19 protein-coding genes and 2 pseudogenes are annotated in these 21,948 nt (G+C 67.2%); 12 read left to right on the top strand and 9 right to left on the bottom strand.

Annotated elements, in window-relative coordinates:
* Positions 1–312: 312 nt before the first annotated feature.
* Genes ACXJY8_RS09255 through ACXJY8_RS09265 form a run of 3 tightly spaced genes read right to left on the bottom strand, consistent with a single transcriptional unit; the run spans position 313 to position 3,694 of the window.
* Positions 313–2,199, bottom strand: coding sequence for a coiled-coil domain-containing protein (locus ACXJY8_RS09255; RefSeq protein WP_463779096.1), 1,887 nt, complete (start codon positions 2,197–2,199; stop codon positions 313–315).
* Entirely contained in the window at positions 2,196–2,705 is a 510-nt protein-coding gene (locus ACXJY8_RS09260) for an ABC-three component system middle component 2 (RefSeq protein ID WP_463779100.1), read from the bottom strand. The genes ACXJY8_RS09255 and ACXJY8_RS09260 overlap by 4 nt, the downstream gene beginning before the upstream one ends.
* Positions 2,693–3,694 (bottom strand): ABC-three component system protein, encoded by a 1,002-nt coding sequence (locus tag ACXJY8_RS09265; RefSeq protein WP_463779103.1) that lies wholly within the window; start codon positions 3,692–3,694, stop codon positions 2,693–2,695. The genes ACXJY8_RS09260 and ACXJY8_RS09265 overlap by 13 nt, the downstream gene beginning before the upstream one ends.
* 195 nt (positions 3,695–3,889) lie before the next feature.
* On the opposite strand from ACXJY8_RS09265, the gene ACXJY8_RS09270 reads away from it, so the two are divergent.
* Positions 3,890–4,327 (top strand): DNA-binding protein, encoded by a 438-nt coding sequence (locus ACXJY8_RS09270; RefSeq protein ID WP_463779107.1) that lies wholly within the window; start codon positions 3,890–3,892, stop codon positions 4,325–4,327.
* A gap of 27 nt (positions 4,328–4,354) precedes the next feature.
* Here ACXJY8_RS09270 and ACXJY8_RS09275 read toward each other — a convergent pair whose 3' ends face one another.
* The 5 genes and pseudogenes from ACXJY8_RS09275 to ACXJY8_RS09295 form a co-directional block, all read right to left on the bottom strand.
* The gene (locus tag ACXJY8_RS09275; protein WP_463779110.1) at positions 4,355–4,768 is read right to left on the bottom strand and encodes a hypothetical protein; all 414 of its coding nucleotides are present in this window, start codon (positions 4,766–4,768) and stop codon (positions 4,355–4,357) included.
* A gap of 1,028 nt (positions 4,769–5,796) precedes the next feature.
* A pseudogene (locus ACXJY8_RS09280) lies at positions 5,797–6,537 on the bottom strand (IS21 family transposase); the annotation flags it as partial.
* 544 nt (positions 6,538–7,081) lie between these two features.
* Positions 7,082–8,176, bottom strand: a complete 1,095-nt coding sequence (locus tag ACXJY8_RS09285) for a HigA family addiction module antitoxin (RefSeq protein ID WP_463779113.1) — start codon at positions 8,174–8,176, stop codon at positions 7,082–7,084.
* Between the two features lie 18 nt (positions 8,177–8,194).
* Positions 8,195–8,533 (bottom strand): type II toxin-antitoxin system RelE/ParE family toxin, encoded by a 339-nt coding sequence (locus ACXJY8_RS09290; RefSeq protein ID WP_463779118.1) that lies wholly within the window; start codon positions 8,531–8,533, stop codon positions 8,195–8,197.
* Between the two features lie 165 nt (positions 8,534–8,698).
* Entirely contained in the window at positions 8,699–9,142 is a 444-nt protein-coding gene (locus tag ACXJY8_RS09295; protein ID WP_463779120.1) for a MerR family transcriptional regulator, read from the bottom strand.
* A 69-nt stretch (positions 9,143–9,211) separates the two neighbouring features.
* Between ACXJY8_RS09295 and ACXJY8_RS09300 the strand changes: the two genes are divergently transcribed.
* From ACXJY8_RS09300 to ACXJY8_RS09330, 7 genes are all read left to right on the top strand, one after another.
* Positions 9,212–9,961, top strand: coding sequence for a cation efflux transmembrane domain-containing protein (locus ACXJY8_RS09300; protein ID WP_463779124.1), 750 nt, complete (start codon positions 9,212–9,214; stop codon positions 9,959–9,961).
* 39 nt (positions 9,962–10,000) lie between these two features.
* On the top strand, positions 10,001–10,993 hold the full coding sequence (locus tag ACXJY8_RS09305) for a cation diffusion facilitator family transporter (RefSeq protein ID WP_463779126.1): 993 nt from the start codon (positions 10,001–10,003) through the stop codon (positions 10,991–10,993).
* 347 nt (positions 10,994–11,340) lie between these two features.
* Entirely contained in the window at positions 11,341–11,544 is a 204-nt protein-coding gene (locus tag ACXJY8_RS09310; protein WP_463779129.1) for a hypothetical protein, read from the top strand.
* 176 nt (positions 11,545–11,720) lie between these two features.
* Positions 11,721–11,954: a hypothetical protein gene (locus ACXJY8_RS09315; RefSeq protein ID WP_463779131.1), complete on the top strand. Its 234-nt coding sequence runs from the start codon at positions 11,721–11,723 to the stop codon at positions 11,952–11,954.
* A gap of 64 nt (positions 11,955–12,018) precedes the next feature.
* Positions 12,019–12,381, top strand: a complete 363-nt coding sequence (locus ACXJY8_RS09320) for a hypothetical protein (protein ID WP_463779133.1) — start codon at positions 12,019–12,021, stop codon at positions 12,379–12,381.
* A 138-nt stretch (positions 12,382–12,519) separates the two neighbouring features.
* On the top strand, positions 12,520–13,917 hold the full coding sequence (locus ACXJY8_RS09325) for an efflux RND transporter periplasmic adaptor subunit (protein WP_463779136.1): 1,398 nt from the start codon (positions 12,520–12,522) through the stop codon (positions 13,915–13,917).
* A gap of 11 nt (positions 13,918–13,928) precedes the next feature.
* Positions 13,929–17,186, top strand: a complete 3,258-nt coding sequence (locus ACXJY8_RS09330; RefSeq protein ID WP_463779139.1) for an efflux RND transporter permease subunit — start codon at positions 13,929–13,931, stop codon at positions 17,184–17,186.
* A 282-nt stretch (positions 17,187–17,468) separates the two neighbouring features.
* Here ACXJY8_RS09330 and ACXJY8_RS09335 read toward each other — a convergent pair whose 3' ends face one another.
* Positions 17,469–18,143 (bottom strand): Crp/Fnr family transcriptional regulator, encoded by a 675-nt coding sequence (locus tag ACXJY8_RS09335; RefSeq protein WP_463779142.1) that lies wholly within the window; start codon positions 18,141–18,143, stop codon positions 17,469–17,471.
* A gap of 213 nt (positions 18,144–18,356) precedes the next feature.
* On the opposite strand from ACXJY8_RS09335, the gene ACXJY8_RS09340 reads away from it, so the two are divergent.
* The 4 genes and pseudogenes from ACXJY8_RS09340 (at position 18,357) to ACXJY8_RS09355 (ending at position 21,795) form a co-directional block, all read left to right on the top strand.
* On the top strand, positions 18,357–19,157 hold the full coding sequence (locus ACXJY8_RS09340; RefSeq protein ID WP_463779146.1) for a pentapeptide repeat-containing protein: 801 nt from the start codon (positions 18,357–18,359) through the stop codon (positions 19,155–19,157).
* A 44-nt stretch (positions 19,158–19,201) separates the two neighbouring features.
* Positions 19,202–19,591, top strand: a pseudogene (locus ACXJY8_RS09345) (thioredoxin family protein).
* 6 nt (positions 19,592–19,597) lie between these two features.
* Positions 19,598–20,317 carry a cytochrome c biogenesis CcdA family protein gene (locus ACXJY8_RS09350; protein WP_463779148.1) on the top strand — a complete coding sequence of 240 codons (720 nt, stop codon included), beginning with the start codon at positions 19,598–19,600 and terminating at the stop codon, positions 20,315–20,317.
* Between the two features lie 126 nt (positions 20,318–20,443).
* Positions 20,444–21,795, top strand: a protein-coding gene (locus ACXJY8_RS09355; protein WP_463779149.1) for an IS3 family transposase whose coding sequence is annotated in 2 segments (ribosomal slippage) — positions 20,444–20,780 and positions 20,780–21,795 — 1,353 coding nt in all. Because the reading frame shifts where the segments join, the coding sequence is not laid out codon by codon here.
* Positions 21,796–21,948: the final 153 nt, after the last annotated feature.

Raw genomic sequence — 21,948 nt, forward strand, 5'->3', positions numbered from 1 at the left:
AGTGCATCATATTATGTTTATGGCCATGTTGGGTCGGGATCGGAACGTCCGCTTCCAGGCCCGGGGTAGATGTTGGCTCCTGGCGCGTAGCCGACCAGTTGGCATGCTAACTCCTGACCCCTTGCAGACCTCCAAACATCCCAGCCCGGACGTCAGCTTCGTAGGAAGAGCCTGCGCGACATCAGCGTCTATGCCTTCCGCGAGAAGAACAGCCAGGGGCGGCCGGCAGAGCCGATCTCGACCAGCGGAGGCCCTGTTTTATGCCTCCGGTTTCCCTTCCGGGAGGCCGCTCGTGTCCTGTCCGCCGTCACCTCAGCGTGCGACGGGGAAGAAGCCGTAGCGCTGGCCCGGTCCGCTGCGCTTGGTGAAGGTCGTGACCCGGGCGAGGTCGGCGATCCCGGCCGGCGGGTCCGAGTTCTCCAGGACGATCACCTGCCCAATCGCGGTGATGCTGGCGAGATGCCTGTAGAAGCGCTGGTTCAGGCTGGTCGCCTTGAGGATCGCCTCGTCCTCCTCCAGCGCGCCGTATTTCGGTGCGTCCATCGGCTCGCGGTAGGTGAGCAGGGGCGTGTCGAGCAGGACAAAGCCCGGGTGGGGCAGCTCCCGCCGGTGGCAGAAGATCATCATGGCGACCTTGAAGGCGGCGTGCAGGACGGCGCGCACCCCCTTGCCGTTGGCCGCCCGCTCCTTGCCGTCCAGCCGGATGTCCTGGGTGGGGTCGTCCCAGGAGACCTGCGGCGCGTCCGGGAAGCCCCATTCGCAGAGGACCTCTTCGACCACCTTCGCGAAGGCGTGAGCCGTCGGCCCGTCGATGCCGACCACGAGGGTCGGCTTCTCCGGCCGGATGGCCGAGCGGGCCTCCAGCTGCGCCTTGCGGACGAGGTAGTGGTCCCGGCGGCCGAAGGTCTCCTGGATCCGGCGGATCCGCTCGGAGGTGGCCAGGAACGCCTCGTACTCGCTGCGTGCGGAAGTTTCGTCCTCGCGCAGCCGGACGATCGCCCGGTCGAGGCCCTCGACCGCTTCGGCGAGAACGGTCACGACGCTCGCCCGGCCCGCGGCCTCGGCCTCCAGGCCGTCGCGCACGGCGCGCAGCTCGGTGCGCTCGTGCCGGATTTTGCGCATCTCCGCCGCGGCGGCGCCGTGGAAGCGCTCGATCTCTTCGGCGCTCGGGCCGTGCGTCTGGTCGTGCGGGGCGGCGCCGCAGGTGGGGCAGACGCGGCCGCGCAGGGTCTTCAGGAGGAAGCTGTTTTCCTCCAGGGATTCGAGCCGTTCGAGGTCGGACCGGTAGACGGCGTCGAGCTCGTCGTAGCGTTGGATGGTGAGCTTGAGTTCGCGCAGGACGGCGTTGCCTTGCTCGATAGCGTCGCGCTTGTCGCGACGCACGGCGACTGCGGCATCGAGATCGGCTTGGCGCCGGCGCAGAGCCTCGGTGCGCTCGGCGAGCGTCCGCTGGATGGCCTCAGCCTGGCGCGCGATGCCCTCCCGATCCGCTGCCGCGTCCCCGAGCTCCACGTCCGCCAGCTCGATGAGCTCGTCGAAGGTCTGGACACGGCCACGGTTCAGCGTGCGCAGTTCCTCCCGGTCGGGCACCGGCACGACGGCGGCGTCGTCCCGCCCGGTCATCAAGACCTTGAAGACGTTGCGCTCCAGGGTCCGGTCCTGGCGCTGGCCTGACAGGATCGGGCTGCGCTCGTCGATGATCGCGCCCTCCTCCACGATCACGGCGGGCGAGAGGTGGCGAAAGCTGAGCGTGTACTTCTCGCCGGTCTCGGAGCGCCGGACGACCCATTTCACTCCAAGACCGATCGCCTCAAGCAGGAACATGGAGACGTTGTCGGTCGCGGTATGGTCGTGCTTGGCCTTGAGTGCGGGTGCCGCCGCCGTCGGCGTGGCCGTCAGGAGGCCGTCGTAGAGGCGCAGGTTGCCGCCGCGGACGGCCCGGTAGAGGGTTACGTCGCGGCCGTCGGGCAGGGTGAGGCCGAGCCAGCCTGCCTCGTAGCCCTCGTTCTCCTTGCTGGCCCGCAGCCAGGTCGAGGAGCCGAGCATGAAGTCGAGGGCCTTCGCGGCCGAGGACTTGCCGGTGTTCGACGAGCCGTAGACGACGTTGAGGCCGGGATCGAAGCCCAGGCTGGCTGTGTCCACCGAGGGGCCGGTGAACGCGAGATGCCGCAGCGTGATGCCTTTGCGAGGTTCGCTCACGGCAGGACCCCGCGCCCGTCAGCCGGCCCGAACTCCTGTCGCCAACGACCGACGAGGCCGGCAACGAGCGCCTCGACCTCGGCCTCGTCCATCTTGCCGAAGCGCTCGGCGAGCCAGCGCGCGCGGTCCTTGAGGGCTCGGCTGTAGGGGGTCCGCATCAGGCGCAGGAAGCTCGGTGCGTCGTCGCTGGCGGCGAAGCGGATCCCCTCCTCCTCGTGCCGCTCCTCGATCAGGTGCATCTGGCACATCAGCCGCAGGCTCTCGCCGACGAGGCCGCGCCGGATGACGAGCTCGCCGGCCCGGGTCGGGAGCGGCGGGTGCAGGCTCTCGGGCCCGTCGAGATCGCCGCTGTGGACGACGACGTGGTCGAAGCAGGTCACCTCGGTGAGGCCGCAGGCACGCGGGTAGAGGGCGTCGAGGACGACGACGGCGCGAATCCCGGTCTCGATCGTGCTGTTGAACAGGGTGGGTGCCGGCTCAGCCCCGCGCTCGGTCACGCCTTCCACGACAGCTTCCCCTCGTTCACGAAGTGGTGGCAGGTGCCCTGCCGGACGCTCACGCTGGAATGGGTCCCCAGGATCCCGCTCGGCATGACCTGGGAGGCCTGGGTCATGACCCTGTCGAGCCGCTCCAGCCGGTCGATGCGCGGGCTGTCGTAGACCTCGATGATGCCATCGTGGACGTCCTGATCGAATTCCACCAGGAAGTCGGCTGGCGTGTTGTCGCGGTAGAAGCGGCGGAAGGCGGCGGCATCGAAGAAGCGTCTGCGCTGCCGGCCGAGATGGTCGCCGTGCCGGGGATGGCGGGCGACCTCGCCGAGGTCGGCGAAGCCCTGGCCTTCCCGCTCCACGTAGAGCTCCAGCAGATGCGCGGAGAAGGGGGTTTCCTCGGGCTGCATCGCGTCCGGCACCACGCCGCGCGGTGCCTTGCCGGGGTCGTACTTGAACCAGCTGACGAGGGTGGGGAGGATGTGCGGGTCCTCCAGCAATCGTTCGGCGTCGTAGAGCTCGACGGCCTTGAAGTCGTACCCCTCGATCAGGCCCCGAATGGTGTCGTCGAGCGTCGTCCGCTGGCCGGCGACGATGCCCGACTTGCACCAGCGATCCCAGTTGCCGAGGAAAATGAGCTTGAACTGGTCAGGGTTGTCGATGAGGGCCTCGACGTCACGCTTGAACCCGCGGGGCGCGACGAAGACGTAGCGGTCCGGCAAGGAGAACTGCCCTTGCGCGGAGTGCCAGAAGATCTTGCCGAGTTCGAGCGCGGCGGCCGCGGCTGTCAGCGGCTTGCACAGCTGCTTGCACTGGAAGTTGTCCCAGCGGCCTGCCATGCGGCGGTCGGAAAGGTAGCCGACCACGTCGCGTCCCATGTCGCCGCCGGAGCCAAAGCGCTTGTGGCCGACGTAAGTAGCTACCTTGGTGGCGATCCAGTCATTGACGAAGCGCTCCAGGGCCCTGTCACCCAGAGCGAGGATGTCGCGCGCGTAATCCTGCTGCATATCTTCCCCCGCCCCGCGAGACCTAGCACGGCGAAGCTTGCCGATTCACCCGATTCTCACCTCGTCCGCCCGCGTAGGGGTGGCGCGCGACTCGGAGGAGCGGGACGCGGGAAGCGCTACCGTGCGACCGCTACCTGAAAGGAGGGGTGATCTTGACCCTGGACCCTGAGGATCCTTTGGATCGGGAGGGTCGGGATGGCGTCGCGACACGAGGTCTTCGAGGTGGCGGACCGGCTCCGGGCGCGGGGCGTTCGGGTCTCGCTGCGCAGCGTGATCCCGGAGCTTTGCTACGGGGGCTCGAACCGGGTGGTGGGCCCGCTGCTGCGGGACTGGAAGGTTGAGCGGAAGTACCTGGCGAAGATGGAGGCGGCGGGTCTGCCTGAGGGCTTGCAGCGGCGGCTGCGGGAGTTCGCGGTGGAGCTGTGGGAGGCGGCGCGGACGGACGCGGCGGCGGAGCTGGTGGCGGAGCGGGACGCGATGGAGGCAAGGGCGCGGGCCAGCGAGGATATCCTCGACGAGGCCATGGCGCGGCTCGACGTGGCCGAAGCCGAGATTGGCCACCTGCGCGAGCGGCTGGCGCGGCTGGAGGAAGTGCCCGCCCGGGAGCCACTGGAGCTCTCGGGCGCTGCGTAATGTCCCAGCAGACCGGCCAGGAGGCTCTCAGGAATAAACGGTGAATGACCTCGTCGGGTCGCGCGGGTCCACGAGGACCATCCGATCGAAGCTGCCGTTAGAGACGGTGAACTGATTGCGGAATAAGTCCCGTTCGAAATCGTCGAGCGAGAACCCGATGTGGTCCGGGAGTACCAGCCACCACTCCGGGTACTTACCGCGATTAGGCGCGATCTTCGCGGTTTTCTCGACGATGCAGTGGTCGAGGTTCGTCGCGATAAGCTCAATCAGAAGCCCGCCAGATTGCTCGTCGCGGCTGCCGGCCGGACGAAAGAAAGTCTGCTTCGGCACTGGGCAACGGAAGACCTTGATCTCGAAGCCGTCGAGGAGCTTTAGGTCGAAGGGCTGCGGGTTCGGGTCGGCCATGAACGGCAGCAGCACGCGATCAAGCTCGCGCTTCACGTCCTTCCACCTAATGCATGGATGACTACCCTTGACGCCTCAGGACTGCGTTTAGTTCGTGGGTGCCCAATTCGAGGGCGACCACACGCTCGCTGCGCAATATTTCAGCACGTTTCTTTTGCCGAACGACGCGTCCGTCTGGCTCGGCAGGGGCGGCCAAGTCGGCAGTTTTGACCGCCTGATGGGGTTTTGGCGTCCGTGATGGCGAACGGGCGCATGGCGAGGCTCTCCGGTGCGGTCCCAGACATCGGGCAGCGCTCCTCCCCCGCGTCCGCCCATCGTCTCGGTGCCGGCGTCAGCCTCGATAGGCAGGGGCGCTCTGGCAGCTTTCCAGGCCGGGTGGGAAACTCGTGATGTCGCGTCGGGTCGTGCTGCCCCGCCGCCGCACCCGGACCGTCGCCTTGCTCCACCTGCCTTCCAGCGCCTTCGTTCGCCTCGATTCGTTCGCGGAGAAGCTCCTGCCGGCGTCCGACCTGGCGCGCCTGGACGAGCAGTTCCGCGCCCGCGTCAACGCCGGCCCCCGCGCGGCCCACGCAAGGACGCTCCATCCCGACCTTGCCGGCGCGAAGGGCAAGGTCTCGCTCATGCGCGCGTCCAAGAACGCCAGCGGCGAGGACCGCTGGGAGACCCGCGTCGTCACCGTCTCCGAGCTCGCCACGTCCGACGCGCTGCTCTGGGCGACGCAAGTTTCGATGCAACGATTCTACGGAGCCCGCGGCAGCACGAGCCTCGTCCAGCTTCGGTCCCTCATCGCGGACGCGGACTGTCACGACCAGGCCGAGTTCCGGGGCCTCGCCCCCGAGGAGATGGCTGGCATCCTGATCGAGCGCCTGCGCGCGGCAGGCAAGCCGCTGCCGAGCTACATCCTTTTTTCCGGCCGTGGCTTGCATCTCGTATGGCTGCACCAGCCGCTCATGGCGACGCCCGGGATCACGAAGCGTCACCGCTCCGTCCAGCGCCACATGCATGGGCCGAAGGGCGGCGTACCAGCCGCGACGGTCCGGACCGCCTCGGGCACCCGACTGCAGGACCCGCCCAGCCCGCTTCTCGCACGGCTCCAGCGGGACCACCGGCAGGGCACGCAGGACGGCACGATCGGCGGCCAGTCGCGTGCCGATGCGCTCGGCATGTTGTCCGGCCCGCTCATCCTGCAGGATCCGGCATCGTCGCTCCAGATCTGCGTTCAACGCCTCGAAGGACGCCGCCACCGGGGCTGGGGTCATGAAGTTGGACCGGGCGTATTTGACCAGGCCTTCGACCTTACCCTTGTCATTGCCCTTGCCCGGACGCCCGAAGCGGTCACGGAACAGGTAGTGGCTCACCAGCTCGGTGAAGGCGCGGGTGCGCTCGCGCTGGCCGCCACCGCAGATCTTGGCGACCGCGATCTTGGTGTTGTCGTAGAGGATCGACAGCGGCACCCCGTCGAAGAACCCGACGGCGGCGACATGACCGTCCAGGAACGCCTCGGTGGTCTCCCGGGGATAGCCGTGCTCGTCGCGCAGACGCTCGAAGATCCGCTTGGCCGTGTGCCGCTGCTTGACGGGTGCGATCCGGTCCGCCTCCAAGATCGCATCGATCACCGGCAGTAGCGGCCCCAACTTCGGCTTCTCGACCGGCTTCGAGCGCGTGTAGCCCGGCGGAAGTGAGAACCGGCACATCTTGGCAATCGTCTCGCGATTGAGCCCGAAGACCCGAGCTGCCTCGCGACGAGAGTGGCCGTCGATGAAAACGAACTGCCGAACGGCCGCGTAGACTTCCACGGCAAACATCCTGGGCCCCTCCCGAAAGAGAAGCCTCTCAAACTGGCCGGCTTTTACCCCGCCCGCATCAGCACCCCGCCGACGCTCCAGTGGATGGTTTTGTCACCGCCCTACACATGCAGGACCTGGGCATGCCGGAGCCGCAGGCCATCTGGTGCAGCCACTGCACGCACCTCACATGGCTTAACGCCTACCAAAGCGACCTACACTTCTACGGCGATTCGCATGACACTCTGCCCGGCACGTGCACACGACTCGACGCTGGACTTGATTGCTAGGACTGAGCCCCCGTGCGGCTGGAGGAAATCCTAGAGCATATGGCCGCGCCACCGAAGCCCCTCGGGTCCTCTGAATCTGACTTGAACGAGCACGCAGGCCATATCCGCGTCGCCACGATACCTCCCCCGGCATCGCAGCTTTCCTGGCAAGCTGGCGCGCGAGACTCGGGGCCATGTTTGGGAGCAAGAGGAAGCCTGGCGGCAAATACGGACGGGCCGACGTCGCAGTCGATCATCTCGACGAAACCATCGAGGGTAACAAGGCTGGGCATTCCTCAGGCCGTGGCGACCTCGTCAGCCCATCCCAGGCGCGCCTTCAGGTCATTCATGTGGCTGAAGGGGACGACACGGCGATGCTGCAGCATCCCGAGAACGATGCCCGGATGGAGACCGACCTCGTCGGCGAAGGCCACGACCTCCTGCTTCGTCCTGGGGCATTGGGTTGCGAAGGCGGCGATCCGCTCGCGTCCGACCAGGATCTCCTCGGCCCAGGCATCCGCTTCGGCCTCGACGGGGTCACCCTCGCCGTTCTGGTCGTCGGCAAAATTCCTGCCCCGGTGAAGGACGACGTGCGCCGCCTCGTGGAAGAAGGTCCACCAGAAATGGTCGTTGCTCTTCATGCGCAGCGACATCTGGATGAGGGGGCGCTCGTCGTTCATCCACCGGGCCGAGCCGAAGACACATGTCTTGCTCAGAGGCTTCTGAAACACCAAGGCCACGCCGGACGCATGGCAAAGTTCGAGCATACGCGGCTCGAACGTCTCCGCCCGTTCCACGGTGAGCGCGCGGATCTTCATGCAGCTCTGGACGAACCCTTTCGGGTCGTAGGCCGGGAGGCCGAGCCGGCGCGCCTTCTCCTCTCCCAGCATGAGCCAGCAGAGCATGTGATGGGGTGAGGTCGTGCCGGTCCTTGCCTTGCGGTGGTGCACGGCCAGGGAACCGAGCTTCGCCTCATAGGCCTGGGGCGCACCGATCCCGAGGAGACCGAGCAATCCGTCCATGATCCGGCCGGGGTCGTTGGTCTGGGGGAGGCGACCGCACGCCTTCAACTCCCTGACCGGAAAACCCTTGAGCCATTCCGCCTTGCTCGCCGCTGCTTCCTGTTCGCGACGCCGGGCCTGGAACAGGTCCCAGTTCGCCTGAAGGCCCGTCCAGATGTACGCCTTAAGACCCAGCACGTGCTCAAGCTTCAACGCGGTCTCGGGCGTGACTGGATTGGAGCCGTTGATGATCGTGCTCACGAGCTTGGGCGTCATGTCGGCGATGCGGGCGAACTCGGCCTGGGACCAGCCGCGATCCTGGATGTACTCTTCGAGGTGTTCGCCGGGATGGGTCGCCCATTGCGGCGTCCAGGTTTCCTGCGTCGTCATCCCCTAGATCCCCGTCGTTCAATTGCCGTGGTAATCGACGATTTCGATGATCTCGACCGCCGTGACCTGACCGGTGTCGAGACCGCCGTCGGGCAGGCATGGCACCGGGTCATGGTCGGGCACGAAAACGATACGCCAGTTGTCCTTGATCGTGACCGAGAGTTGGCCGTTCCGGTTACCACCCAGCGGATGCCGGCGGTCGGGTGGTCCCGTAGACACGTCGGCAAGGCAGGCCGCCAGCCTTAGGACGTCCAGTCGCCTCTGGATCGGTTTCGCCCTGTCGCCGTAGGCCTTCGCCATGGCCTTCGGGTCCGACAGATCCTTCTCCAGACGCCTAGACCGGAAACGGATCTGCATCACACCAATCCGTTACCCGCAAGGTAATGCTCCGCACGTCGTTACCCAAGAGGTAACACGGTCGCAGCCGCGGGCCGAGTCCTTTCGACGGTCGCCAAACCAGAAATTCCATTTTGGCTCCAAGGCTCCGCGCGGCATCACCCTGGGGTAAATGGGCCGCCCTTATCATGAGGGCGGCCCTTTCAGCTCCGGGCGGTGTTCCCCTGCGCATCGCGCGTGGTCCGACAACGTCTCGATCACGCGGCATTCACCGACGCGACCCTGGCCGCATTCCGAGATCATGCGGTCTAGTTCGCCCCGAAGCGCCATGAGCCGCTCGATCCTCCGGTCGACCTCGGCGAGATGACGCCGGGCGATCAGGTCGACGTCGGTGCACGACCGGTCGGGTTGCGCGTTCATGGTCAGCAACTCCCGGATGGCATCGACCTCGAAGCCGAGTTCCCGGGAGTGGCGAATGAAGTTCAACCGCGCGACATCGCCTTCGCCGTAGCGGCGCTGCCACCCCGCCGTTCGCGGAGGCACGGGCATCAAGCCGACCTGCTCGTAGTAGCGGATGGTGGGCACCTTCACGCCGGTCCGACGCGAAAGCTCGCCGATTGTGATGTCCATGATTACCCGCTTGACCCTCTAGCCGCTAGAGGTTGTAGGCTCCTTCTCGACCCTGTGGAAGGAGACATCATGAGCGAGCATTGCTGCGCAGCGACCAAGGCCGACGCCTGCTGTTCACCCCAGGAGCTCGTGCTCCCCGGAACCCCGGCGCATACGCAGGCGCAAGACCACGCCGGCGGCTCCTGCTGCTCGGGCAGCGTCCCGGTCTTCGACGGGGTCGATCCGCGCTACAAGGCCGTCCTCTGGACCGTCATCGGCATCAACGGCGCGATGTTCGTGACCGAGATGGCGGCCGGCCAACTCGCCGGCTCCCAGGCGCTCAAGGCCGACGCCCTCGACTTCCTCGCCGACACCGTGACCTACGGCCTCAGCCTCGCGGTCATCGGGGCATCCCTGGCCGTCCGCTCGAAAGCGGCCCTGTTCAAGGGGCTGTCGCTGTTCCTGATGGCGCTCTGGGTGTTCGGCTCGACCGTCTACCAGACGATGGTCCTCGGCGTCCCGAAGGCCGAGGTTATGGGCGTCATCGGCGTCATGGCGCTCGCCGCGAACCTCGGATCGGTCCTCCTGCTGCGACGCTACAAGGACGGCGACGCCAACGTGCGCTCGGTCTGGCTGTGCTCCCGCAACGATGCCATCGGCAACTTCGTCGTGATGGTTGCCGCGATCGGCGTCTGGGGTTCCTCGTCCGCCTGGCCCGACCTCGCCGTGGCGGCGGTCATGGCCGGCATCTTCCTGACCTCGTCCGTCCAGATCCTGCGGCAGGCCTGGGCCGAACATCGCGAGGGCTCGGTCGCGATCCGCCCCGCACCCGCCGAGTAACCCCATCAAGGCCCCCCGGCCCGCCGACATAGGACGCACATGACAGCGCACGATCAAGCCGCCGGCCACGACCATGGCGGGCATGACCATGGTGGGCATGACCACTCCGACCACGACCATGCGGGGCACGCCCATGGCCCCGGGCACGCCCACGCGCCCGCCACCTTCGGCAAGGCGTTCGCAATCGGGATCGCGCTCAACGTCGGGTTCGTCGCCGTCGAGGCCACCTACGGTATCCTCGCGAACTCGGTGGCCCTGCTGGCGGACGCCGGCCACAACCTCTCGGACGTGCTCGGTCTCGTCGTGGCGTGGATCGCGACGGTCCTGGCCAAGCGCGCGCCGAGCGCCCGCTACACCTACGGGATGAAGGGCTCGTCGATCCTGGCCGCCCTGTTCAACGCGGTATTCCTGCTGGTCGCCGTCGGCGCCATCGCCTGGGAAGCCGTCCAACGCTTCGGCGAACCCGCCCCGGTCGCGGGCAAGACCGTGATGGTGGTGGCCGTACTCGGCATCCTCGTGAACGGCATCACCGCCTGGCTCTTCGCCTCCGGCGCGAAGGGCGACATCAACATCCGCGGCGCGTTCCTGCACATGGCCGCGGACGCGGCCGTCTCGGCCGGCGTCGTCATCGCAGGCCTCGTGATCCTCTACACCGGGTGGACCTGGCTCGATCCCATCGTCAGCCTCGCCATCGTCGCGGTCATCGTCTGGAGCACATGGGGACTCCTGCGGGACAGCCTCACGCTGTCCCTGGCCGCCGTGCCGCCGGGCATCGACCCGCAAGCCGTCCGCAGCCACCTCGAAGGCCTGCCCGGTGTCTCGGACATCCACGACCTGCACGTCTGGGCGATGAGCACCACCGAGACCTGCCTCACGTCCCACCTCCTGATGCCCGGCGGCCATCCCGACGACGCCTTCCTGGCGGGCGCGGCGAACGGCATCAGGGAGCGGTTCGGCATCGGCCATACCACCCTGCAGGTGGAGACCGGATCGGGAACGGCATGCCCATTGGCTCCGGCCCATGTCGTCTGAACGGCCTTCTCCGGGCCAGCCGGCATCGCGCGGATCCGACGTGGACGCCCGCCATCCGAGGGTGGTGGGCGCGCGGACGCAAGCCGATTGCGATGACTCGGCCAGCGATGAGGGGATCGTTCTAGGGGGCGGCCATCGGCCGGAATTCAAGCATGCGATCGCGGTGGACGGTTCATTGCCTGATTGAAGGCGAACCTCTTCCGTAAGCCGAAGAATACATGAACCGCGATTTGATCGCCCGCAATGTATCCATCGCGCGTCGATACGTTCGAGAACGACAAATAATATTGGATGGGTTTTCGAGGGCTTTGCGTTGCTGCCCGTACAATGTTTCCAGGAGCAACCTCATGAAGCGCAACATCCTCGCCTACGCCGCCGTCGCCGCCCTGGCCCTGTCGCCGGTGGGTGCCTACGCCCAGCACGTCGATGTCGGGCCGGGGGGCGTCGCGGTCCATGGCGACCACCACGACGACCATCACGAGCATTTCGTCCATGAGCATCACCACGACGACCACCCGGTCGTTCACGAGCAGCACAACCATCACGACTAGGGCTCCAGCCGGACCACGGTCATCGAGCGTCATTGAACTCGGCGTCTCCGGCCCCCGCGGGGTTCCGCGGGGGCCGGCACCCATGGCCTGGGACCGGGTTCCGTGAACGACGGCTTCAGGCATCGTTCAAGACACCGGGGCCAGTCTGTCGGGATCACGTGTTGAGGGAGTAAGCCATGCGCATCCGCATTCCGGTTTTGGTGGCCGCGACCCTGATCCTCGCGCCCGCAGCCGCGTCGGCTCAGTATTACGGCGGCGACTTCGATAGGCGTGGCCGCGACGTGCACGTCGACCGCTACCATCACGGGGACCATGACGACATCGTGGTCCACCGCCATCGGCGCCACTTCGACGAGCGGCCGGCCTATTATGAGCGTCGACATCATCACCACCATCACGACGACGATTGAGGCCGACCCGCCTCACGGGCCACCCGGCATGTACGGGTGGCCCTGAATCGTTCATAAGGCGACCATGACGACGAAACCCCGGATCAGGGTCTACGAGACGATGCGCGGCTGGTGGGCGACCACCGTCCGCGCGCTGTCGCTCGTCCTGGTCCTGGCGCTCGTCGTCCCCGGCGCGATCCATTCCGCCGAGGCCCACCACTCCGTCAGCTACGAACTCTTGATGTCCGCGCCGACGGATGGCGCCAAGTCGGACCACGCCGACACCTGCCCGGCCTGCCATGCCAATTGCGGCTGCCACCAAGCCCTGAACGTCGATGGGACGCCGGCCCTGCCGCCCCGGGCGACGGCACGCGCCTCCTATGCGACCGTGACCACCCCCATCGGATCGGTTTCTCCCGACCGCCTTCCCAGGCCGCCTCGCGCCTGAGGCCGCAGCGCCACGCCCCGTGGCGCGTGCCTGCCGTCCATCCTCGCGGATGCCGGCCCCTCATCAAGCGTGATCAGAACCGGACCGTGGAGACCGCCCGAGCGGCGTCCCGGTCCCAGGCGAGTTGGCCCTTCCTCCATGCGTGCATTCCTCTCCGTGGCCTTCCTGGCCATCGGCATCGCCATCGGCGGTGCCTTCCCCCGCGTGTCCGAAGTCGTGCAGGGCGCCCTTGCCGCCGCCGGCCTGACGAACGCCCGAGCGGCGCCTCCGACCAACGCGGCCATGTCCAAGCCCGCAGCCGACGATGGGCACGGTCACGGCCAGCACGGCCACGAGCATGCCGAGGGCGAGCCCAAGCCCGCCAACGAGCACAAGCATGCCGATGGTGAAGCCAAGCCGGAGACCGGAGGCCACAAGCACGCCGAGAGCGAGGCGCACGGCCACGACGAGGAGGGCGAGGGCAAGATCAAGATGTCCGTTGAGCAGGCTGCGGAGCAGGATATCAAGATGGCCAAGGTCGAGGCCGGCGTCCTCTCGCGCCACCTCCTCGTGCCCGGCACCATCGCCCAGGACGCCGACCGGATCGCGCGGGTGCCCGTGCGGGTCGTCGGCACCGTCTCCGAGATGCGCAAGCGCCTCGGGGAGGAGGTCGCCAAGGGCGAGGTCGTGGCCGTCCTCGACAGCCGTGAGGTCGCCGAGGCCAAGAGCGACTTCCTCACCGCAACGGTCAAGGCCGACCTGGAGAAGACCAACTTCGACCGGCAGCAGGCCCTTTGGGACAAGCGCATCTCGGCGGAATCGGCGTTCCTGAACGCGAAGGCCGCCTACTCGGAAGCGACCCTGCGGGTCGACCTCGCCCGCCAGAAGCTGTCGGCCCTGGGGCTGAACGCGGCCGAGGTGGCGACCTCCGCCAAGAAGGACGAGACCACCCCGAACCTGTCGAGCCTGCGCCGCTACGAGCTCCGTTCGCCGCTCTCGGGCCGGGTGGTCGGGCGCAAGGTCGACGTCGGCACCGCCGTCGGCAAGGAGGGCGACCCGGCCGATGTCTACACGGTGGCCGATCTCTCCTCTGTGTGGATCGAGCTCGCCGTCCCGACCACCGATCTGTCGAAGGTCCGCGAGGGCGCCAAGGTGACCATCGTCGGGGGCGACGACGCCTCCCGCGGCGAGGGCAAGGTCGTGTTCGTCAGCCCGATCCTCAACCCCGAGACCCGCTCGGCCCGGGTCATCGTCGCCCTGCCGAACAAGGACATGGCCTGGCGCCCGGGGACGTTCGTGACCACCGAGGTCGAGATCGCCCGGGACCCTGTGAAGGTGCGGTTGCCGAAGTCCGCGATCCAGACCATCGGCGGCGAGAAGGTGGTGTTCGTACGCACCGACGAGGGCTTCGAGCGCCGGGACGTGACCCTCGGCAAGGCCGACGACGACGCCTTCGAGATCCTGTCCGGCCTGAACCCCGGCGACGAGGTCGCGGTCGCCAATTCCTTCGTCCTGAAGGCCGAGCTCGGCAAGGCCGAAGCCGACCACGACCACTGAGGGAGGCGGCCATGATCTCCAAGATCCTCGACTTCTCCGTCCACCAGCGCTGGCTCGTGGTGCTCCTCTCGCTGCTGGCGGCCGGCTTCGGCGTGTTCTCGCTGACCAAGCTCCCCATCGACGCGGTGCCGGACATCACCAACAACCAGGTGCAGATCAACACCACGGCGCCGTCGCTCTCCCCGGTCGATATCGAGAAGCAGGTCACCTACCCGGTCGAGACTGCGCTCGCCGGGATCAAGGGCCTCGAATACACCCGGTCCTTATCGCGAAATGGCTTCTCCCAGGTCACCGCCGTCTTCTCCGAGAAGCTCGACATCTACTTCGCCCGCCAGCAGGTGGCCGAGCGCATCGGCGAGGCGAAGTCGACCCTGCCGCCCGGGGCCGAGCCCCACATGGGCCCGATCTCGACCGGCCTCGGCGAGATCTACATGTGGTCGGTGCACTACGCGCCGCCGAAGGAGCGCAAGGTCTCGCCCGACGGCAAGGCCGGCTGGCAGTCGGACGGCAGCTACCTGACCCCGGAGGGCCAGCGGCTGGCGACGGAGCTCGAACGCACCGCCTACCTGCGCACGGTCCAGGACTGGATCATCCGACCCCAGATCAAGACGGTGCCCGGCGTGGCCGGCGTCGACAGCATCGGCGGCTTCGACAAGCAGTACCATGTCCAGCCCGACCCGATGAAGCTGACCGCCCTCGACCTGTCGTTCGCCGACATCGGCCGGGCGCTTGAGGCCAACAACGCCAACCAGGGCGCGCGCTACCTGGAGGACAACGGCGAGGGCTACGTCGTGCGCGCCGCCGGCCGCCTGGAGACCATGGAGGACATCGGATCCGTCGTGGTGACCACGCGCGGCGGGGTGCCGGTGCGCATCTCCGACATCGCCGAGGTCCGGATCGGGCGCGACCTGCGCACCGGGTCGGGCAGCGAGGACGGGCGCGAGGTCGTCATCGGCACCGCCCTGATGCTGATCGGCGAGAACAGCCGCACCGTGGCGGCGGCCGTCGACGCCCGCATGACCGAGATCCGCCGCACGCTGCCGCCCGGCGTCGAGGCCCAGACGGTCCTCAACCGGACGCTGCTGGTCGAGGCCACCATCCGGACGGTGGCCAAGAACCTGGCCGAGGGCGCCGCCCTCGTCATCGTCGTCCTGTTCCTGCTGCTCGGCAACATCCGCGCGGCCATCGTCACCGCGCTCGTGATCCCGGTGGCGATGCTGATGACCATGACCGGCATGGTCCAGGGCCGCATCAGCGCCAACCTGATGAGCCTCGGGGCGCTGGACTTCGGCCTCATCGTCGACGGGGCCGTCATCATCACCGAGAACGCCCTGCGCCACCTCGCCGAGAGGCAGACCGAACTCGGGCGTCGGCTGGACCTGGAGGAGCGACTGGAGACGGTGCGCGCCTCGGCCGAGGAGATGATCAAGCCGTCGCTCTACGGGCAGGCCATCATCATCCTCGTCTACGTCCCGCTTCTCACCTTCACCGGGGTCGAGGGCAAGATGTTCGAGCCGATGGCGCTGACCGTCATCATCGCGCTCGTCTCGGCATTCGTGCTGTCGCTCACCTTCGTGCCGGCGATGATCGCCATCGTCATCACGGGCAAGGTCACCGAGAAGGACAACGTCCTCATCCGCGGGCTCAAGGGCGCCTACCGCCCCGTCCTCGGGGCCGCGCTTCGCATCCCGATGACCTTCGTCGCGGTCGCACTGGTGCTGCTCGTCGGGGCCGGGTTCCTGTTCAGGGGGCTGGGGCAGGAGTTCATCCCCCAGCTCGACGAGAAGAGCATCGCGCTCAACGCCCAGCGCATCCCCTCGACCTCCCTGACCCAGTCGCAGGCGATGCAGCTGAAGGTCGAGCAGGCGATCAGCCGATTCCCGCAGGTTGCCTACGTCTTCTCGAAGACCGGCACCGCGGAGGTCGCCTCGGACCCGATGCCGCCGAGCTCGTCCGACACCTTCGTCATGCTCAAGCCCCAGGAGGAATGGCCCGACCCGAGCCTGACCAAGGCGGCGCTGCAGGAGGAGATCGAGAAGGCGCTCGGGGGCCTCGCCGGCAACGTCTACGAGTTCTCCCAGCCGATCCAGCTTCGCTTCAACGAGCTCCTGGCCGGCACCCGCGGCGACCTCGCGGTGAAGGTGTTCGGCGAGGAGTTCGAGCCGATGCTGAAGGCCGCCAACCAAGTCGCGACGATCCTGCGCAGCACCGAGGGGGCCGACGACGTCAAGGTCGAGCAGACCGCCGGCCTGCCGTTCCTGGAGATCAGGATCAACAAGGTCGAGGCCGCACGCCTCGGCCTGAGCACGTCCGCGATCCAGGACGTCATCGGCGCCGCCATTGGCGGCCGCGAGGCCGGCATGGTGTTCGAGGGCGACCGGCGCTTTCCCATCGTCGTGCGCCTGAACGACAAGGTGCGCGAGGACCGCGAGGCCCTGGAGAACATCCCGGTCCCCCTGCCCCCCGGGGTCAACGGCCGGGCCTCGTCGGTGCTGCTGAAGCAGGTGGCGAGCTTCTCGGTCACCGAGGGACCGAACCAGATCTCGCGCGAGAACGGGCGCCGACGGGTCGTGGTCACCGCCAACGTGCGCGGCCGCGACATCGGCTCGCTCGTCGCGGAGGCGCAGGCCAAGGTGACGTCCGGCGTCGCCCTCCCGGCCGGCTACTACGTCACCTGGGGTGGCCAGTTCGAGAACCTGGCCTCGGCCCGCCAGCGCTTGATGGTCGTCGTGCCGGTGTGCTTCTTCCTGATCTTCCTGCTGCTGTTCTCGGCCCTCAACTCGGCCCGGGACGCGCTACTGGTGTTCAGCGCGGTCCCGCTGGCGCTGACGGGCGGCATCGCCGCGCTGTGGCTGCGGGGCATGCCGTTCTCGGTGCCGGCGGCGGTCGGGTTCATCGCCCTGTCCGGGGTGGCCGTCCTCAACGGCCTGGTGATGCTGACCTACGTCAAGCAGCTCATCGCGGAAGGCCGGCCGAAGCGCGAGGCCATCCTCGAAGGCGCCATGACCCGGCTCCGGCCCGTGGCGATGACCGCCCTGGTGGCGTCGCTGGGCTTCGTGCCGATGGCGCTTGCGACCGAGACCGGGGCCGAGATCCAACGCCCCCTGGCGACGGTGGTGATCGGCGGGCTCATCTCGGCGACCCTGCTGACGCTGGTCGTGCTGCCGGCGCTGTATGCCCGCTTCGCCGGGACCGTCGCCCCTACCAAGGTCAAGGCGGGGGATGCGCGGGTCGCTGCGCACCCTGTCGCTTCCCAGGCCGCCGAGTAAGCCGATGCCGGGGGAGAAGCTCGCCCGCCGGATGGAGTCGTGGGGTGGCGGAAGCGCGGCACGGCGCAAGGTCAGGCCCCAGGTCCGCACGGCCGCGGGACGGTCATTCCTGATGGCCTCGATCCTGGTCGCCTTGGTGCTGGGGCTCTTCGCCTGGATCGCCCCAATACCTTGAAGAGTGGCAGACGCACCCTGGCCTTCCGTCCGGAAACAGACGTTCCGCATCCGACCCGACTTGGTCATTCCGTCTGTTCCACTGGTCGCCCTCAAGCGGACGTAGGGTTAGTTCGGTCCTCTCGCTGCTAAGCTCGCCCGGTCGATCACCTGCACCTGGCCTCGGCGGATCTCGACAAGCCCGATGTCCGCCCATTCTCCAAGAAGGCGGCTGATGACTTCACGCACGCTGCCGACGTCCGATGCGAGTTGCTGGTGCGTCTTCCAGATGATGCCATCAGCGTCTGCCTCAATGAGCAGCCGCCTAGCGAGGCGCTGCTCCAGGGGCGCGAAGGCGATCTCCTCGACCAGATCGAACATGCCGGACAGGAGCCGCGTGTAGTCATCAAGGACGAAGTCTCGGAACGTGTCGCTCTCCCGCATCAGCTGGCGAAAGGTGTCCGCCGGCAACGCGGCGAGTTCGGTCCTGGCTTCCGCGATGCTTTGCGCCGGGAAGCCACCGCCCGACAGAAGGCACTGGGTGGTGAGCACGCAGGTGCCGCCGGCGCCGACCTTGTAGATCAGCATCTCCCGCCCGCCCTCGGACATCCGAAACACCCGGGTCCGCCCGTCGATGCACATCAGGTAGTTCGCGCAGGCGTCCTGAAGCTCGTAGGCAATCGCGCCTGCCTCAAGCACGGGGAAGTGTACCGTGCCGCGGGCGATCTGGAGATGGCTGGCACTGAAGCTCCGGACCAGCGGAAAGCGCTCGATCCAGCGCTCGACCTGATGGGCGCTCTGCATGGTTGTCCTCCCGGAGGCCAGCGGTCGTTCGATGCCGCCATACCCCGTTGAAGCAGTGGATCTTCGCATTCCGGAGCCATCGGTGACCTGGGTCACAGACGGTGGGAACAGACCCCAGTACCACCATCTCCAGAGAACAAAAATCCGCCCAAACGACGTCTTGGGGAAGCACAGGCTTTCCATGGACCCGGGCGAGATGATCCGGGAGAAACCATGCGCCGCCTCGTCCCCCTTCTACTCGCTTCCGTGCTCCTGGCCGCCCCCGCCCATGCCGAGCAGGACCTGCTCCTGGGCGCCGACATGAACTCGGCGGCGATGACAAAGGCTGAGATGACCCGGGCGGACGTCGAGGTGTTGATCGCGAAGGCCGACGGCAAGCCCGTCGACCTCTCCGACAAGGCGCTCGCCGGCCTCGACCTGTCCGGCTTGAACCTCAAGGGGGCGAACCTGCGAACCGCACGCCTCAACAAGGCCAACCTGCGCGGCGCCGACCTGACCGGGGCGAACCTGGAGCAGGCCTGGTTCATCAAGGCCGACCTCAGCGGGGCGAAGCTCGTCGGCGCCAAGATGTTCGGCATCACCGCCCGGGACGCCAACCTCAGCGGTGCCGACCTCAGTCGCTCCATGCCCATCGGCGACTTCAAGGGCGCCAACATGGCCGGGGCGACGCTCGTCGACCTCAAGGGCGGGGCCGACATCAAGAACCAGTCCATGGGGCTGATGCGGGCCGTGTTCGTCTCGGTGAACCTCAAGGGCGCCAACCTGAAGGGGGCGAACCTCGGGCGCTCGCGCCTCGAATACGCCGACCTCACCGACGCTGATCTTACCGACGTAGTCCTGATGGGCTCCGACCTGTCGGGGGCCAACCTGACCGGCGCGACTATCGCCGGGGCCGACTTCAAGAACGTCGATGTCACCGCCGCCCGTCTCATCGATCTTAAGGGCCAGGACAGCGCCAAAGACTGGTCGGCACGGGTGAACATCGACCGGGCCATCACACAGGTCTCGAACTGAACCCCGCCTTCCATCCCCAGCCATCCATCACGGGAACAACCTCCATGACCACTCGCCGCATCCTGCTCGCCGCCTTCGCCGTCGCCCCCATGCTGTTCGGCACTGCTGCCGGCGCTGCCGAGATGACCTACACGCCCGCCGCCTTCGAGGCCGCCCAGAAGGCCGGCAAGCCGATCCTGGTGCACATCTCCGCCCCGTGGTGCACCACCTGCGCCGCCCAGAAGCCGATCCTGGCGAAGTTGGAGGCCGACCCGAAGTTCAAGGACCTTCAGGTCTTCGACGTGGACTTCGACAGCCGCAAGGACGTGGTCAAGCAGTTCGGCGCGACGATGCAGAGCACCCTCATCACCTAGAAGGGCGATAAGGAGACCGGTCGCTCGGCAGGCGAGACCAAGCCCGAGGCGATCTCGTCGCTCCTCGACAAGGCCATCTGACCCGTCATGGTCACGAGCCTGGGCCTCGCCTTCCTCGCCGGCATCCTCTCGGTGCTGTCCCCCTGCGTGCTGCCGTTGCTGCCGCTGGTGCTCGGCGCGGCGGCGTCGGAGCACAGGCTCGGTCCGGCGGCCCTCGCCGCCGGCCTGGCGCTGTCCTTCGTGGCCATCGGCCTGTTCGTGGCGACCGTCGGCTTCGCCATCGGCCTCGACGCCGGCATCTTCCGGACCGGCGCGGCCATCGTGCTGATCCTGATCGGGCTGGTCCTGATGGTCCCCGCGGCCCAGACGCGGCTGGCCGTTGCGGCCGGTCCGGTGAGCAACTGGACCGAGAGCCGGTTCGGCGGCTTCTCCACGAACGGCTTACTCGGCCAGTTCGGCGTCGGCCTGCTCCTCGGGGCCGTGTGGAGCCCCTGCGTCGGTCCGACCCTCGGGGCGGCTTCGCTGCTTGCCTCCCAGGGACGCGACCTCGGCGTCGTGGCGCTGACCATGCTCCTGTTCGGCCTCGGCGCCGCCCTCCCGCTATTGCTGCTCGGCACCCTGTCCCGCGAGGTGCTGATGCGCTGGCGCGACCGGATGATGGGTCTGGGCAAGGGACTAAAGGCGGCGCTTGGATTGATCCTCATCGTCACCGGCATGACCATCGTGCTCGGTTACGACAAGATGCTGGAGACCGGTCTGGTGAACGCTTCGCCGGCTTGGCTGACGGACCTGACGACAAGGCTCTGAGACCACAAGCCATATCTATCGAGCGAATGTCTGTATTTGCGTGTCCGACGTCAGCACCTGTGGGACAGATTGAGGGTCTTCACGAACGGAGGATGGCTGGTTCATCGTAGCCCCTGAGGAGCGAAGATGAAGCAGACATCCGGACCGGCCAAGAAGCCGGCAGAAGCGGTGATCAAGGACATCCGTCGGGCCACACGTCGGCAGTTCTCGTCCGAGGAGAAGATCCGTGTGGTGCTGGAAGGCTTGCGTGGCGAGGACAGCATCGCCGAGCTGTGCCGGCGCGAGGGGATTGCTGCCTCGATGTACTACGGCTGGTCCAAGGAGTTCCTGGAGGCTGGCAAAAAACGCCTGTCCGGCGACACGGCTCGCGCGGCAACGACGGATGAGGTGCGGGATCTCCGTCGCGAAGCGGGGGCGCTGAAGGAGGCCGTGGCTGATCTCGTCTTGGAGAACCGTCTGCTTAAAAAAAGCATGAGCGGGGTTGGGGGCGACGAGGCATGAGGTACCCGGCCCCCGAGAAGCTGGAGATCATCCGGCTGGTCGAGCAATCCCACCTGCCGGTGCGCGCCACCCTGGACAAGCTCGGCATCACGCGCTCGACGTTTTACCGCTGGTACGACGCCTACCAGCGCGGCGGCCCCGAGGCGTTGAATGACCATCCTTCGCAGCCGAGCCGGGTCTGGAACCGTCTACCTGCGGAGATCCGCGAGCAGATCGTTGCCTTGGCTCTAGAGCAGCCTGAACTCAGTCCGCGTGAGCTGGCGGTGCGCTTCACCGACGAGCGCCGCTACTTCGTCTCGGAAGCGACCGTCTACCGGTTGCTCAAGTCTCAGGACCTGATCACCAGCCCGGCCTATATCGTCATCAAGGCTGCCGACGAGTTCCGCGATAAGACCACCGCGCCCAACCAGCTTTGGCAGACGGACTTCACCTACCTGAAGGTCGTTGGCTGGGGCTGGTACTACCTGTCGACGGTCCTGGACGACTTCTCACGCTACATCGTCGCCTGGAAGCTGTGCACGACGATGCAGGCCAGCGACGTCACCGCCACGCTCGACCTGGCGCTGGGCGCGGCTGGGCTCGATCAGGCGCGGGTGATGCAGCCGCCGCGCCTGCTCTCCGACAACGGGCCGAGCTACGTCGCCAGCGACCTGGCTGACTGGCTCGGCATTCGGGGCATGACCCACATCCGCGGTGCGCCATGCCATCCTCAAACGCAGGGCAAGATCGAGCGTTGGCATCAGACGCTCAAGAACCGCATCCTGCTCGAACATGCCTACTTGCCCGGCGAGTTGGAGATGCAGGTTGACGACTTCGTCGAACACTACAACCATGCCCGAGCCCATGAGAGCCTGAGCAATCTCACGCCCGCCGACGTCTACTTCGGACGCGGCGAAGGGATCCTGGCCGAGCGCGAACGCATCAAGCGCCAGACCCTGATGGATCGCCGCTTGCGCCACCACGCGCAGGCCGCCTAACCTCTTACCCCCGATGGATCAGAGCCTCCGCTCCTGAACACCGCTGAATGTCCCAAATCATCTGACGACGGACAGGGTTCGTTGAGCGACCTTCGTAAACCGGCTTGGAGGGAAGGTCTCGGCGCTGCAGAAACGGCGTCAAGCAGCGAGCCG

Source organism: Methylobacterium sp. TK31 (assembly GCF_055361545.1).

Bases quoted from the DNA above. Each gene is read 5' to 3' on its own strand.
- ACXJY8_RS09265 (WP_463779103.1), bottom strand. From the start codon at position 3,694: ATGCAGCAGGATTACGCGCGCGACATCCTCGCTCTGGGTGACAGGGCC.
- ACXJY8_RS09270 (WP_463779107.1), top strand. From the start codon at position 3,890: ATGGCGTCGCGACACGAGGTCTTCGAGGTGGCGGACCGGCTCCGGGCG.
- ACXJY8_RS09285 (WP_463779113.1), bottom strand. From the start codon at position 8,176: ATGACGACGCAGGAAACCTGGACGCCGCAATGGGCGACCCATCCCGGC.
- ACXJY8_RS09290 (WP_463779118.1), bottom strand. From the start codon at position 8,533: ATGCAGATCCGTTTCCGGTCTAGGCGTCTGGAGAAGGATCTGTCGGAC.
- ACXJY8_RS09295 (WP_463779120.1), bottom strand. From the start codon at position 9,142: ATGGACATCACAATCGGCGAGCTTTCGCGTCGGACCGGCGTGAAGGTG.
- ACXJY8_RS09300 (WP_463779124.1), top strand. From the start codon at position 9,212: ATGAGCGAGCATTGCTGCGCAGCGACCAAGGCCGACGCCTGCTGTTCA.
- ACXJY8_RS09305 (WP_463779126.1), top strand. From the start codon at position 10,001: ATGACAGCGCACGATCAAGCCGCCGGCCACGACCATGGCGGGCATGAC.
- ACXJY8_RS09310 (WP_463779129.1), top strand. From the start codon at position 11,341: ATGAAGCGCAACATCCTCGCCTACGCCGCCGTCGCCGCCCTGGCCCTG.
- ACXJY8_RS09315 (WP_463779131.1), top strand. From the start codon at position 11,721: ATGCGCATCCGCATTCCGGTTTTGGTGGCCGCGACCCTGATCCTCGCG.
- ACXJY8_RS09320 (WP_463779133.1), top strand. From the start codon at position 12,019: ATGACGACGAAACCCCGGATCAGGGTCTACGAGACGATGCGCGGCTGG.
- ACXJY8_RS09325 (WP_463779136.1), top strand. From the start codon at position 12,520: ATGCGTGCATTCCTCTCCGTGGCCTTCCTGGCCATCGGCATCGCCATC.
- ACXJY8_RS09330 (WP_463779139.1), top strand. From the start codon at position 13,929: ATGATCTCCAAGATCCTCGACTTCTCCGTCCACCAGCGCTGGCTCGTG.
- ACXJY8_RS09335 (WP_463779142.1), bottom strand. From the start codon at position 18,143: ATGCAGAGCGCCCATCAGGTCGAGCGCTGGATCGAGCGCTTTCCGCTG.
- ACXJY8_RS09340 (WP_463779146.1), top strand. From the start codon at position 18,357: ATGCGCCGCCTCGTCCCCCTTCTACTCGCTTCCGTGCTCCTGGCCGCC.
- ACXJY8_RS09350 (WP_463779148.1), top strand. From the start codon at position 19,598: ATGGTCACGAGCCTGGGCCTCGCCTTCCTCGCCGGCATCCTCTCGGTG.